The organism is Streptomyces sp. NPDC005533, from assembly GCF_042871845.1.
Classification (GTDB): Bacteria; Actinomycetota; Actinomycetes; order Streptomycetales; family Streptomycetaceae; genus Streptomyces.
Window position 1 is genome coordinate 14,477 of record NZ_JBIAJH010000021.1, and the last position, 14,050, is coordinate 28,526.

A 14,050-nucleotide genomic window follows, 5' to 3' on the forward strand; every position below is an offset into this window, starting at 1 on the left:
TCGCTTTGACAGCGCAGCGCGGGAGGGCGAGGGTGGAATCACCTAAATGCCGTATAAGCGAGACACGTACGGAGGTGCATGAAGATGCGCCGAAGGATCGTTGCAGCGTGCCTGGCGGGGGCCGCCGGGATCACGATCGGCCTGATGCCCGTGGCCACCGCGTCGGCGAGCACCGCTCCCACCGGGGGCGGCCACTGGAGGTGTTCCGACAACAGCTCGCGCCACTGGCGCTGGGACGAATGCTGCAACCGCGACTGGCGTGACCGTCCGAGCTGGTGCTGGGACGACGGCCGGGTCGGCGGCAACAGCGGACGCCACCACTGGAACAACAACTGGAACGACTCGAACTGGCGTGACTCGAACTGGAACGACTCCGGCCGCGGCGGCAACGGCGACTGGGGCAACTGGGGCGGCGGTGACGGCGGCAACGGCGGCGACGGCGGGTGGGGCGGCGTCCGCGGTGGCGACGGCGGCAACGGCGGCGACGGCGGGGGCGGCGGCTGGAGCGGCGGTCACGGCGGCGACGGTGGCAACGGCGGCGGAAGCGGCTGGGGCGGTCACTGAGACCGGCGCCGACCGGGACGCGTACGACACGTCCGACACGTACGACACATAGGGTCGTGGGCCCGGGGCGATGCCCCTGCTGCGCCGAAGTCAGCGCAGCAGGGGCATCGCGCCCGTGAGGTCGCGCAGGCAGCGGACCGCGAGTTCGGCCGGGGAGCCGGTGCCCGCGACGGGCGCGTCCGTGGTCGACCAGAGTTCCAGCGCGACGCGGATCGCGTCCGTGGCCGCCGCGGCGAGCAGCCGGACCTCCAGCGGATCGGCCTCCGGTCCGGCGAGCCGGGCGATCACCGGGACCAGGTGCTCCTCGGAGTCCTGGTTCACGCGGTACCAGACCGCCCGCAGGGCCTGGTCGCCCGCCGCCGCGCGCAGCAGGCCGCGGGTCACCTCCAGGCCCTCCTCGACCGCCTGCAGGTCGCTCAGGGACCGGGTGACGGCGCGTTCCAGCGCCTCGGCGAGGGGCGTACCGGGGGTCTCCTCCGCCAGCAGCGCGCGCCAGGCGTCGCCGCCGCCCGCCAGCAGCGGGGCCACCGCCTCCTGCTTGTTGCGGAAGTAGCGGTAGAAGGTGCGCAGCGCCACCCCCGCGCGGTGGGCGATGTCCTCGGCGGTGGTGCCGTCGGGGCCGTGTTCGGCGAACAGTTCGCAGGCGGCGCGGGCGATGTCGAGCTGGGTGGCGGCCTTGCGGCGCTCGGTCAGCGACTGGGCTCCGGGGCCGGCCTGGGGAGAGTACGGACGAGGGGATCTCACGGGGTGAAGCGTAACCTCCCCCGGCCCAGGTAAATGTCATTCCGTGACATCATGGCAAAACGTGCCATCGCTTCGGTACGCTCGCGCCATGAACCGTTACGAAGGACGTCGCGTCCTCATCACCGGCGGCGGCTCCGGCATCGGCCGCGCCACCGTCCACCGCATCCTCGCCGAGGGCGGCCTGGTCCACGCCGTGGACGTCAGCGAGGCCGGCCTGAAGGCCACCGCCGATCAGGCGGCCGCCGAGGGCCACCGGGACCGGCTCACCACCGCCGTCCTCGACATATCCGACGAGAACGCCGTCAAGGAGGGCGTGGCCGCCGCGACCCTCGCCCTCGGCGGGATCGACGTGCTCGTCAACGCCGCGGGCATCCTGCGCTCCGCGCACACCCACCAGACCACCCTCGACCTGTGGAACCAGGTCGTCGGCGTCAACCTGACCGGCACCTTCCTGATGATCCGCGAGTCCCTCCCGGCCCTGCTCGCGGGCGACCGCCCGGCCGTCGTGAACTTCAGCTCCACCTCGGCGTCCTTCGCGCACCCCTACATGTCCGCCTACGCGGCCAGCAAGGGCGGCATCCAGTCCATGACCCACGCGCTGGCCGCCGAATACAGCAAGCAGGGCCTGCGCTTCACCTGCGTCGCGCCCGGCTCCATCGAGTCCGGCATGACCACCGGCAACGGCCCCGGCCTGCCCGAGGACACCGACTGGAGCCTCTTCGCCAAGCTCGCCCCGGCCCTCGGCCAGGGCTTCGCCGGCCCCGAGACCGTGGCCGGCGTCGTCGCGATGCTGGGCTCCGAGGACGGCGCCTTCATCACCGGTACGGAGATCCGCATCGACGGCGGCACCCACCACTGATCAGGCGCGGAACCGGTCCCACAGCCGGGGGAAGCGCTCCGCGAGCACGGCTTCGTTCTCGAAGTCCAGCGGGGTGCCCTCCGGCTCCGCCGCCTGCAGCGGGACCCCCAGGTCCGGTGCCACCGCCCCGGTCAGCTGCTCGTACGCCTCGTCGGCCGCGTACCCCAGCTCCTCGCCGTCCCCGTCGATCTCTTCGTCGAACTCGCCCAGGAGCTCCGCGAGATGGTCCGGATCGTGCACCCCGCCCTCGAAGACCTCCCGCCCCTGCCCGATCAGCCAGCAGCGGAAGTAGTCGAAGGCGTCGTCGCTCGCCCCGTCGAGCAGCACCCACGCCGCGCCCCACAGGTCCCAGGTGTACGCCCGGTTGTAGCGCGACTCGAAATGCCGGGCGAAGTCGAGGACGGAGTCCGGGTCGAGCTGGGCCAGCCGCTCCACGAGCAGCTCGGCGTGTTCCTCGGGGTCGCCGTCGGCGGCCTCGCGGGTACGGTCCACGATCTCCCAGAACTCCGTCTCGTCCATCACCGCTCCAGCATCACGGGTGCGCCCCCGCGCCGCCACCGCGCATACGGCGAAAGGCCGGTGTCCGACCCCCGCGGGGGTCGGACACCGGCCTTTCGGCGGTCGGTCGGAGTCGTACGGCTCAGAGGCCGTAGCGCTCCCGGGCCTCCTTGACGGCGGACGCCGGCACCTCGCCGCGGCGGGCGAGCTGGGCCAGCGCGGCCACCACGATCGACTGGGCGTCGACACCGAAGTGGCGGCGGGCGCCCTCGCGGGTGTCGGACAGACCGAAGCCGTCCGTGCCCAGCGAGGTGTAGTCCTGCTCCACCCACTGGCTGATCTGGTCCGGGACCTGACGCATCCAGTCGGAGACGGCGAGGACCGGGCCCTGGGCGCCTTCCAGCGCGCGGGTGACGTACGGGGTGCGCACCTCGCCGCGCAGCAGCGCCTCGTCGCACTCCAGCGCGTCGCGGCGCAGCTCGCCCCAGGAGGTGGCGGACCAGACGTCGGCCGACACGTTCCAGTCGGCGGCGAGCAGCTTCTGCGCCTCCAGGATCCAGTGGATCGCCGTACCGGAGGCCATCAGCTGGACCTTGGGCGCGTCGGCCGCCGGGGCCGCCTCCGCCAGGTCGGCCGCCGTGTTGAAGCGGTACAGACCCTTGAGGATGCCCTCTTCCACGCCCTCCGGCATGGCCGGCTGGACCTTCGGCTCGTTGTAGACCGTCAGGTAGTAGAAGACGTCCTCGGGCTGCTCGCCGTACATCCGGCGCAGACCGTCCTTGACGATCACCGCGATCTCGTACGCGAAGGCCGGGTCGTAGTTCAGCGACGCCGGGTTCGTGGACGCGATCAGGTGCGAGTGGCCGTCCGCGTGCTGGAGGCCCTCACCGGTCAGCGTGGTGCGGCCGGCGGTGGCGCCGACGATGAAGCCCTTGCCGAGCTGGTCGGCGAGCTGCCACATCTGGTCGGCGGTGCGCTGCCAGCCGAACATCGAGTAGAAGATGTAGAACGGGATCATCGGCTCGCCGTGCGTCGCGTACGACGTGCAGGCGGCGATGAAGTCGGCCATGGCGCCGGCCTCGGTGATCCCCTCGTTGAGGATCTGGCCGTCCTTGGCTTCCTTGTAGTACATCAGCTGGTCGCGGTCGACCGGCTCGTACGTCTGGCCCAGCGGCGAGTAGATGCCGGCCGACGGGAAGAGCGACTCCATGCCGAAGGTGCGGGCCTCGTCGGGGACGATCGGCACCCAGCGCTTGCCGGTCTCCTTGTCCCGCATCAGGTCCTTGACGAGGCGGACGAAGGCCATGGTGGTGGCCATCTCCTGCTTGCCGGAACCCTTGAGCAGCGGGGCGAAGGAACGGTCGGCCGGAGCCGGCAGGGCGACCTGCCTGACCTTGCGGGCCGGGGCCGGGCCGCCGAGCGCCGCGCGGCGCTCGTTCAGGTACCGGACCTCGGGGCTGTCGGCGCCCGGGTGGCCGTACGGGACCTGGCCGTCGGCGAAGGCGCTGTCCGGGATCGGCAGGCCAAGGAGGTCACGCATGTCCTTGAACTCGTCGATCGTCAGCTTCTTCATCTGGTGGTTCGCGTTCTTCGACTCGAACCCGGCACCCAGCGTGTAGCCCTTGACGGTCTGCGCGAGGATGACCGTCGGCGCGCCCTTGTGCTCCAGGGCGGCCTTGTACGCGGCGTAGACCTTGCGGGGCTCGTGGCCGCCGCGGGAGCTGTGGAAGCACTCCGCGATCTTCGCGTCGGACAGCACGCCGGCCAGCTGCACGAGCTCGGCGTTGGCGCCGAAGAAGTGCTGGCGGATGTAGGCCACGTCGCGGGTCGCGTACGTCTGGAACTGCGCGTCCGGTACCTCGCGCAGGCGGCGTACCAGGGCGCCCGTGGTGTCGAGCTGGAACAGCTCGTCCCAGGCGGAGCCCCACAGCGACTTGATGACGTTCCAGCCGGCGCCGCGGAACTGCGCCTCCAGCTCCTGGACCACGCGGAAGTTGGCGCGAACCGGACCGTCGAGGCGCTGCAGGTTGCAGTTGATGACGAAGGTCAGGTTGTCGAGCTGCTCGCGGGAGGCGAGGGCCAGGGCGGCGGTCGACTCGGGCTCGTCCATCTCGCCGTCGCCCAGGAAGGCCCAGACGTGCGAGTTGGCGGTGTCCTTGATGCTGCGGTTCTGCAGGTAGCGGTTGAAGCGCGCCTGGTAGATCGCGGACAGCGGGCCGAGGCCCATGGACACCGTCGGGAACTCCCACAGCCACGGCAGGCGCCGCGGGTGCGGGTAGGACGGCAGGCCGTTGCCGCCGGACTCCTGCCGGAAGTTGTCGAGCTGCTGCTCGGAGATCCGGCCGTCGAGGAAGGCGCGGGCGTAGATGCCGGGGGAGGCGTGGCCCTGGATGTAGAGCTGGTCGCCCGATCCGTCGGCCTCCTTCCCGCGGAAGAAGTGCTGGAAGCCGGTCTCGTACAGCCACGCGGCGGAGGCGAAGGTGGCGATGTGGCCGCCGACGCCGTACTTGGAGCCGCGGGTCACCATGGCGGCCGCGTTCCAGCGGTTCCACGCGGTGATCTTGGCTTCCATCTCCTCGTCACCGGGGAACTCGGGCTCCGCGGCGGTGGGGATGGTGTTGACGTAGTCCGTCTCCAGCAGCTTGGGCAGGGCGAGGCCGGCGGCCTCGGCGTGCTGGAGGGTGCGACGCAGCAGGTATTCGGCCCGGCGCGTACCGGCGGCCTTGGCGACGGCGTCGAGGGAGGCCGCCCACTCGGCGGTCTCCTCGGTGTCGCGGTCCGGGAGCTGGTCGAGCTCGCTCGGAAGCTTTCCTACGGGGTCGGACATCGCTGTGCGCCGCCTTCCGGGTAATGGAGAGGTGGTGAAAAAATCCCTGACGGGCAGGACAGGGTCGGTGGACCTGGTTGAGGTCCGCGACGACTGTAAATCGCTGATCGATGATCGATCAAATAAAAGTGACGAAGAAACGTCCATCTGACGAAAGTCGGCACCGCGTGCCAGGAAGAAAGGCACGCGGTGCCGGTCAAATGGGGGCAATGCAGGCGGCTCACGCCCTCGGAGCGCACCCCAGGACGTGCCGCTTCACGAGCACACCGATGTCCGGGTCCTGGCTGCGGAACGCCTCGACCAGGGCCGCGTGCTCCTCGGCGTAGGACTTCTGGACGGTTCCCAGCCACCGGATGGACAGGGCCGTGAACACCTCGATGCCCAGGCTCTCCCACGTGTGCAGCAGCACGCTGTTCCCGGCCGCCCGCACCATCTCCCGGTGGAAGCCCACCGTGTGCCGCACCTGCGCCGTGCCGTCCTCGACGCGGTCGGCCTCCCACAGGGCCGCCACGTGCGGCTCCAGGGCGCTGCAGTCGGCCGCCAGCCGCGGCGCGGCCAGCTCGGCCGCGATCTGCTCCAGGCCGGCCCGGACGGGGTAGATCTCCTCCAGGTCGGCCGCGGAGAGGTTCCGTACGCGCACGCCCTTGTTCGGCGCCGACTCGATCAGCCGCAGGGTCTCCAGCTCGCGCAGGGCCTCCCGTACGGGGGTCTGGCTGACCTCCAGCTCCACGGCGATCCGGCGCTCGACGATCCGCTCACCGGGCTTCCAGCGCCCGCTGACGATCCCCTCCACGATGTGCTCGCGGATCTGCTCGCGCAGCGAGTGCACGACGGGTGGGGTGATCATCGGGGCTTCATCTCCTGGTGGGTGTGCAGGGTCATGCGGGGCCTGATGCGTAGACAATACGGCGGCGCCCCCGCCCGGAAGTATCCCGGGCGGGGGCGCCGACAGTGAGGCTGGTTACAAGCCGTTCGGCTCAGAGGCCGAGCTCGACCTCGAACTCGCCGGCCTCGAGGATCGCCTTGACGGCCGAGAGGTACCGGGCCGCGTCCGCGCCGTCCACCAGGCGGTGGTCGTAGGACAGGGTCAGGTACGTCATGTCGCGGATGCCGATGTTGGTGCCCTCGGCGGTCTCGATGACCACCGGGCGCTTCACCGTGGCACCGATGCCCAGGATGGCGACCTGGTTCGGGGGCACGATGACCGTGTCGAACAGCGCACCGCGCGAACCGGTGTTGCTGATGGTGAAGGTCGCGCCCGACAGCTCGTCCGGCGTGATCTTGTTGCCGCGGACCTTGGCGGCCAGGTCGGCGGTCGCCTTGGAGATGCCCGCCAGGTTGAGGTCACCGGCACCCTTGATGACCGGGGTCATCAGGCCCTTCTCGGAGTCCACGGCGATGCCGATGTTCTCCGAGTCGAAGTAGGTGATGGTGCCCTCGTCCTCGTTGATCCGGGCGTTGACGACCGCGTGGGCCTTCAGCGCCTGGGCAGCGGCCTTGACGAAGAACGGCATCGGCGAGAGCTTGACGCCCTCACGGGCCAGGAACGCGTCCTTGGCCTTCTCGCGCAGCTTCATGATCTTGGTGATGTCCACCTCGACCACGGAGCTGAGCTGAGCCTGCGAGTGCAGGGCCTTCATCATGTTGTCGCCGATGACCTTGCGCATGCGGGTCATCTTGACCGTCTGACCGCGCAGCTCGGACACCGCGGCGGCCGGAGCCTTGGCGGCGGGAGCGGCAGCCGGCGCCGGAGCGGCGGCAGCGGCCTTGGCGGCCTCGGCGGCGGCCAGGACGTCCTGCTTGCGGATGCGGCCACCGACACCGGTGCCCGAGACCGTGGACAGGTTGACGCCGGACTCCGAGGCGAGCTTGCGCACCAGCGGGGTCACGTACGCGCCCTCGTCACCGGCGGAGACCGGGGCGGCGGGAGCCGGAGCGGCCACCGGAGCCGGAGCGGCCACGGGGGCCGGAGCGGCAGCGGCGGGAGCGGCCGGAGCCGGAGCCTGGGCCGGAGCGGCGGCCGGGGCCGGAGCGGCCACGGGAGCCGGGGCGGCAGCGGCGGGAGCGGCCTGGGCCGGAGCCGGGGCGGCGGCCGGAGCGGCAGCCTGGGCCGGAGCCGGGGCGGCGGCGGCCGGGGCGGCCGCGGGGGCGGCACCGGCGGCGCCGATGACGGCCAGGACGGCGCCGACCTCGGCCGTCTCGTCCTCGCCGATCCGGATCTCCAGCAGCGTGCCGGAGACCGGCGCGGGGATCTCGGTGTCGACCTTGTCCGTGGAGACCTCGAGCAGCGGCTCGTCGGCCTCGACGGACTCGCCGACCTGCTTCAGCCAGCGGGTGACGGTGCCCTCGGTGACGGACTCGCCCAGGGCGGGGAGCACGACATCGGTGCCGGACGCGGCCGGCGCGGCGGCGGGGGCCTCGGCGGCCGGAGCCGGGGCCGCGGGGGCCTCGGCGGCGGGGGCCGCAGCGGCGGGGGCCTCGGCGGCAGGGGCCTCGGCGGCAGGGGCGGCGGCCTGCTCGGCGGCCGGAGCCGCCTCGGCGGCCGGGGCCCCGGAGCCGTCGTCGATGACGGCCAGCTCGGCGCCGACCTCGACGGTCTCGTCCTCGGCGACCTTGATGGAGGCCAGGATGCCGGAGACGGGCGACGGGATCTCGGTGTCGACCTTGTCGGTCGACACCTCGAGCAGCGGCTCGTCGGCCTCGACGCGCTCGCCCTCGGCCTTCAGCCAGCGGGTGACAGTGCCCTCGGTGACGCTCTCACCGAGCGCCGGAAGGGTTACGGAAACCGACATGGTTTCAGTTGCTCCTAACGAAAGTGCGGAAGTGGTCGTCGCGCCCGTGACGATTAGTCGTGGGAGTGAAGCGGCTTGCCGGCGAGGGCCAGGTGGGCCTCGCCCATCGCTTCGTTCTGGGTCGGGTGCGCGTGGATGAGCTGCGCGACCTCGGCCGGCAGGGCCTCCCAGTTGTAGATCAGCTGGGCCTCGCCGACCTGCTCGCCCATCCGGTCACCGACCATGTGGACGCCGACCACGGCACCGTCCTTGACCTGGACGAGCTTGATCTCGCCCGCGGTCTTCAGGATCTTGCTCTTGCCGTTGCCCGCAAGGTTGTACTTCAGGGCCACGACCTTGTCCGCACCGTAGATCTCCTTGGCCTTGGCCTCGGTGATGCCGACGGAAGCGACCTCGGGGTGGCAGTACGTGACGCGCGGAACGCCGTCGTAGTCGATCGGGACGGCCTTGAGGCCGGCCAGACGCTCCGCCACCAGGATGCCCTCGGCGAAGCCGACGTGCGCGAGCTGGAGGGTGGGGACGAGGTCACCGACGGCCGAGATGGTCGGCACGTTGGTCTGCATGTACTCGTCGACCAGGACGTAGCCGCGGTCCATCGCGACGCCCTGCTCCTCGTAGCCCAGGCCCTGCGAGACCGGACCGCGGCCGACCGCGACCAGGAGCACCTCGGCCTCGAAGGTCTTGCCGTCGACCAGCGTCACGCGGACGCCGTTCTCCGTGTACTCGGCCTTGTCGAAGAAGGTGCCGAGGTTGAACTTGATGCCGCGCTTGCGGAACGCGCGCTCCAGCAGCTTGGAGCTGTTCTCGTCCTCGACCGGCACGAGGTGCTTGAGGCCCTCGATGACGGTGATGTCGGAGCCGAAGGACTTCCACGCCGAGGCGAACTCGACGCCGATGACGCCGCCGCCCAGGACGATCGCCGACTCGGGCACGCGGTCCAGGACCAGCGCGTGGTCCGAGGAGATGATGCGGTTGCCGTCGATGTTCAGGCCCGGCAGCGACTTCGGCACGGAGCCGGTCGCCAGCAGGATGTGGCGGCCCTGGATGCGCCGGCCGTTCACGTCGACGGAAGTCGGGGAGGAGAGGCGGCCCTCTCCCTCGATGTAGGTCACCTTGCGGGAGGCGACCAGGCCCTGCAGGCCCTTGTACAGGCCCGAGATGACCTCGTCCTTGTACTTGTGGACCCCCGCGATGTCGATGCCCTCGAAAGAGGCCTTGACACCGAACTGGGCGGCTTCGCGAGCCTGGTCCGCGATCTCGCCCGCGTGCAGCAGAGCCTTCGTGGGGATGCAGCCGTTGTGCAGGCAGGTGCCGCCGAGCTTGTTCTTCTCGATCAGGGCAACGTCCAGACCCAGCTGGGATGCGCGCAGCGCCGCGGCGTAACCGCCACTGCCACCGCCGAGGATCACTAGGTCGAAAACGGTGCTGGCGTCGTTCGCCACGTCACGTCCTCCATGCATGTGCGCCGGGCACCGGTCCTCTGTGACCGGGCGGCGGCTGGTCATCGGCCGCTTGTTTCTTCGGCCCTGTGGTGGGGGCCCTGTCCTGCCGAGAACCCATCTTCGCATTTGTCGGGGGAACGCGGGACGCCGGGCCCGCACTGTCGGCGGAGCTTCCGTCCGAGGCGAGGGTTACCGATGCGTAGAAACGTACGGTTCCCCGATGTTTCGCCATAAGCCGAACGCACCCCGGGCCCCGACCCGGGCCCGGGGTGCGTCACGTCTCACATCCGGGTCGTCAGCCCAGGTCGCCGGTGGCCGTGCGCTCGGCCAGCCGCACCAGGGTGCGCACGGCCGAGCCGGTGCCGCCCTTGGGGGTGTAGCCGTGCGGCGCGCCCTCGTGGAAGGCCGGGCCGGCGATGTCGAGGTGGGCCCAGGTGATGCCCTCGCCGACGAACTCCTGCAGGAAGAGGCCGGCCACCAGGCCGCCGCCCATCCGGACACCCATGTTCGCGATGTCGGCGGTGGGGGAGTCCATGGTCTTGCGCAGCTCCGCGGGGAGCGGCATCGGCCAGGAGGACTCGCCGACCTCCTCGGCGATCTCGTGGATCGACGTGCGGAAGGCGTCGTCGTTCGCCATGATCCCGAAGGTGCGGTCGCCGAGGGCGAGCACCATGGCGCCGGTCAGCGTGGCGACGTCGACGATCGCGTCCGGGTTCTCCTCGGAGGCCCTGGTCAGCGCGTCACCGAGGACCAGTCGGCCCTCGGCGTCCGTGTTGAGGACCTCGACGGTCTTGCCGCTGTACATGCGCAGCACGTCACCGGGCTTGGTGGCGGAGCCGGAGGGCATGTTCTCGGCGAGCGCGAGCCAGCCGGTGACGTTGACCTTCAGGCCCAGCTTCGCGGCCGCGACGACGGAGGCGAAGACGGCGGCGGCGCCGGCCATGTCGCACTTCATCGTCTCGTTGTGGCCGGCCGGCTTCAGGGAGATGCCGCCCGAGTCGTAGGTGATGCCCTTGCCGACGAAGGCCAGGGTCTTCTCCGCCTTCGGGTGGGTGTAGCTGAGCTTCACCAGGCGCGGCGGGTTCTCGGAGCCCTTGCCGACGCCCATGATGCCGCCGTAGCCGCCCTTGACCAGGGCCTTCTCGTCCAGCACCTGGACCTTGACACCGTTCTCCTTCGCGGCCGCCGAGGCGACCGCGGCGAAGGCCTCGGGGGTCAGGTCGTTCGGCGGGGTGTTCACCAGGTCACGGGCGACGTTGACCTCGGCCGCGACGACCGCGGCGCGCTCGGCGGCGGCCTTGTGCTCCTTGTCGCGGGGCTTGGCGCCCAGCAGGGCCACCTCGGCGAGCGGCTGCTTCGGACCGGAGTCCTTGCCGTTGCCGGCCTTCCTCTCGCCGCCCTGGTACGCGGTGAACGCGTACGCGCCCAGCAGCGCGCCCTCGGCGACGGCGGTGACGGCCGAGGCGTCCTCCAGCGGGAGGGCGAAGGCGGCCTTCTTGGTGCCGTGCAGCGCGCGGGCGGCGGCGCCGGCGGCGCGGCGCAGCACCTCCTCGTCGAACGACTCGTCCTTCTCCGGGACGGAGCCGAGCCCCACCGCCAGCACGACCGGGACCTTGAGGCCTGCCGGAGCCGGCAGCTTGGTGATCTCGCCTTCGCCACCCGAGGCGCCGAGCGCTTCGAGGATGCCGGCGAGCTTACCGTCGTACGCCTTGTCCACGGCCTCGGCGCCCGCGGCGACCAGCGGGCCCTTGGGGCCCTTCGCGACGCCGACGACGAGGGCGTCGGCGCGCAGCGTCGCCGCGCCGGCAGTGCTGAGAGTCAGAGCAGTCACGGTGGTGAAGTCTCGCTTCCGTTTGTGTGTGTGGGCCGAGTGGGTGGACGGCCATCCGTAGCGATCGTATTCGGGCCCGACGGCCGCCAGAAATGAGCCTACGCGCACGGGCTCGCCCGCACGCCACTCGAAGGTTTGGCAAGTTGTTCGATCAAGAGGCCGCCAGGTTCACCCATCCGTGGACTCTGCTCCAGGTTTGCCTCGTAGACCTGACGAGGTCCGAGAGACTCGGTCCACTCTCGCAAGGGGACGCGGGGTTCCTTTGCATGATTTCCACAGAGCCTCCCCGGCCCGGCCGTCCGCCATGGGCCGTGTCGAGGGATGCCTGCGGGGGGAAAGGCCGAAATGGTCAACAAGAACCGGATGAACAGGCTTGCCGCCGTCATGGCCGCAGCAGCCCTGGTGTCCGTGGCAGTACCCGCCGCGTCCGCCCAGGCGGCCGAGGCACCGCGGATCGACCTGAAGGTGCTCGTCGTCGACGACGGCGGCAGCTCGGTCCAGGCGGTCACCGCGGAACTCCGGGACACCGGAGTCCCGTACACCCGCGTCGAGCTGGGCAGCGCGAGCCGCCCGGTCATCAACGCGGCGTTCCTCAGCGACACCCTCGACGGCCGGCCGCGCGCCAAGTACCAGGGCGTCGTCCTGCCGAACGAGAACCCCTTCGGCGAGGGCTCGGCCGAGATGGCCGCGCTCGCCGCGTACGAGACGACGTACGGGATCCGCCAGGTCGACGCCTACACCTGGGCGCACCCGGGCGTCGGGCTGGAGTACACCGACAACGGCGGCTACAGCGGCCAGCTCGACGGCACCCAGGCCGCCGTCACCCCGGCCGGCAAGGCGGGCCCCTTCGCCTACCTCGGCGGACAGGTCACCTTCGAGGACAACTCCGCCCTCGTCCCCGAGAGCTTCGGGTTCATGGGCAAGCCGCGCCCCGGCTACACCAGCTACCTCGACGCCCCCGTCGGCGCGGGCCGGGCCTCGCTCGTCGGCGAGTACGCCCACGACGGGCGCAGCGAACTGGTCGTCACCTTCGGCTACAACCAGTACCAGCAGCAGTTCCGGCTGCTCGCCCGCGGCATCGTCGACTGGCTCACCCAGGGGGTCCACCTCGGCCAGAGCCGCAACTACTTCGCGGTCCACGTCGACGACGTCTTCGCCCCCGACGCCCGCTGGAACAAGGACCTGAACTGCACGCCGGGCGACTACGCCTGCGCGGGCGGCGAGGGCAAGGAGAGCACCATCCGGATGACCGCCGCCGACGCCGTGTACGCGGCGCAGTGGCAGACGTCCAAGAACTTCAAGCTCGACATGCTCTTCAACGGGGGCGCCGGCGAGGAGTGGAAGGCCGCGAACGGCGGGGTCGACGCCCTGACCGCCCAGCTCGTCGCCGACCGCGCCAAGTACCGCTGGATGAACCACACCTACACCCACCCGTTCCTCGGCTGCGTCCAGAACACCGCCGTCGTCCCCTGGACCTGCACGAAGAACGCCCAGGGCGCCGTCCAGTACATGAGCCGCGCGGACATCGCCGCCCAGATCCGCGACAACAACAACTGGGCCGCCTCCAAGGGCATCACCACCGACCGGACCGAGCTCGTCACCGGCGAGCACTCCGGCCTCAAGACCGCGCCGCAGCAGCCCGTGGACAACCCCAACCTGGCCGGCGCCCTCGCCGACACCGGGGTCAAGTGGGCCGGCAGCGACAACTCCCGCGAGCCCGCCCAGCGGGCGGTCGGCGCGGCCCTCACCGTCCCCCGGCACCCGATGAACGTGTACTACAACACGGGCACCAACGCCGAGATGGCCGACGAGTACAACTGGATCTACACCAGCCGCGCCGCCGGCGGCAGCGGCGCCTGCGAGGACAACCCGGGGACCTCCACCTGCCTCCCGGCCGCGCTCGACGTCAACACCGGCTACCTCCAGTACATCGTCCCGCAGGAGGCCCGGACCGCCCTGCGCCACGTCCTGGCCAACGACCCCCGCCCGCACTACGTCCACCAGGCCAACCTGGCCGAGGACCGGACCCTCTACCCCGTGCTCGACCAGGTCCTCGACACCTACCGCACCCTGTACGCGCCCAGCGCGCCGATCGTCAACCAGACCATGAAGGACACCGGCGTCGAGTTCCAGCGCCGCGCCGCCTGGGACAAGGCGCTCGCGGACGGCAAGGTCACCGCGTACCGCATCGGCACCACCGTCACCGTGAAGGCGCCCTCCGGAGTCGTCGCCCCGGTCACCGCCCCCACCGGGACGAAGAAGCAGATGCTGCTCGGCACCAGCGACTTCGGCACCGCGTACGCGGGCACCCGCTCCACCTGGACCGCACCGGAGCTGATGCAGAGCGCCGTCACGCTCAAGCTGCCCAGCTGACCTTCCCTCACGTCCACGCCGGCCGGCTGACCGTCCGTCACGCTCACGCCGTCCGGCCGACCGTCCGTCCCGCAAGCCGTCACGAGCAACACCCAGCGCCGGCGCTCCGCACACCCATGG

Annotated in this window: 10 protein-coding genes; 3 read left to right on the forward strand and 7 right to left on the reverse strand. The window is 71.1% G+C overall.

All coding sequences use genetic code 11. The features are described 5' to 3' along the window. Positions 1–144 precede the first annotated feature (144 nt). On the forward strand, positions 145–564 hold the full coding sequence (locus ACFYP3_RS21640; RefSeq protein WP_388834853.1) for a hypothetical protein: 420 nt from the start codon (positions 145–147) through the stop codon (positions 562–564). Between the two features lie 90 nt (positions 565–654). Here the strand turns inward: ACFYP3_RS21640 and ACFYP3_RS21645 are convergent, their stop codons facing one another. Continuing rightward, positions 655–1,308 (reverse strand): TetR/AcrR family transcriptional regulator, encoded by a 654-nt coding sequence (locus ACFYP3_RS21645; protein ID WP_388834856.1) that lies wholly within the window; start codon positions 1,306–1,308, stop codon positions 655–657. An 88-nt stretch (positions 1,309–1,396) separates the two neighbouring features. Here ACFYP3_RS21645 and ACFYP3_RS21650 point away from each other — a divergent pair, with 88 nt between their 5' ends. Beyond that, a complete protein-coding gene (locus ACFYP3_RS21650; protein ID WP_388834859.1) occupies positions 1,397–2,167 on the forward strand; it encodes an SDR family NAD(P)-dependent oxidoreductase in 771 nt (256 codons plus the stop codon). Here ACFYP3_RS21650 and ACFYP3_RS21655 read toward each other — a convergent pair whose 3' ends face one another. From ACFYP3_RS21655 to ACFYP3_RS21680, 6 genes are all read right to left on the reverse strand, one after another. Continuing rightward, positions 2,168–2,686, reverse strand: coding sequence for a DUF4240 domain-containing protein (locus ACFYP3_RS21655; protein WP_362813677.1), 519 nt, complete (start codon positions 2,684–2,686; stop codon positions 2,168–2,170). 121 nt (positions 2,687–2,807) lie between these two features. Then, on the reverse strand, positions 2,808–5,492 hold the full coding sequence (aceE, locus tag ACFYP3_RS21660) for a pyruvate dehydrogenase (acetyl-transferring), homodimeric type (RefSeq protein WP_388834863.1): 2,685 nt from the start codon (positions 5,490–5,492) through the stop codon (positions 2,808–2,810). A gap of 220 nt (positions 5,493–5,712) precedes the next feature. After that, positions 5,713–6,336 carry a GntR family transcriptional regulator gene (locus tag ACFYP3_RS21665; RefSeq protein ID WP_388835127.1) on the reverse strand — a complete coding sequence of 208 codons (624 nt, stop codon included), beginning with the start codon at positions 6,334–6,336 and terminating at the stop codon, positions 5,713–5,715. Between the two features lie 133 nt (positions 6,337–6,469). Then, positions 6,470–8,284, reverse strand: coding sequence for a 2-oxoglutarate dehydrogenase, E2 component, dihydrolipoamide succinyltransferase (gene sucB / locus ACFYP3_RS21670; RefSeq protein WP_388834866.1), 1,815 nt, complete (start codon positions 8,282–8,284; stop codon positions 6,470–6,472). Between the two features lie 53 nt (positions 8,285–8,337). Further along, on the reverse strand, positions 8,338–9,726 hold the full coding sequence (gene lpdA, locus ACFYP3_RS21675; protein WP_388834869.1) for a dihydrolipoyl dehydrogenase: 1,389 nt from the start codon (positions 9,724–9,726) through the stop codon (positions 8,338–8,340). A gap of 295 nt (positions 9,727–10,021) precedes the next feature. Continuing rightward, complete coding sequence (locus ACFYP3_RS21680) at positions 10,022–11,557, reverse strand: leucyl aminopeptidase (protein WP_388834872.1); 1,536 nt, start codon at positions 11,555–11,557, stop codon at positions 10,022–10,024. A 345-nt stretch (positions 11,558–11,902) separates the two neighbouring features. Between ACFYP3_RS21680 and ACFYP3_RS21685 the strand changes: the two genes are divergently transcribed. Further along, on the forward strand, positions 11,903–13,930 hold the full coding sequence (locus tag ACFYP3_RS21685; RefSeq protein ID WP_388834875.1) for a hypothetical protein: 2,028 nt from the start codon (positions 11,903–11,905) through the stop codon (positions 13,928–13,930). Positions 13,931–14,050: the final 120 nt, after the last annotated feature.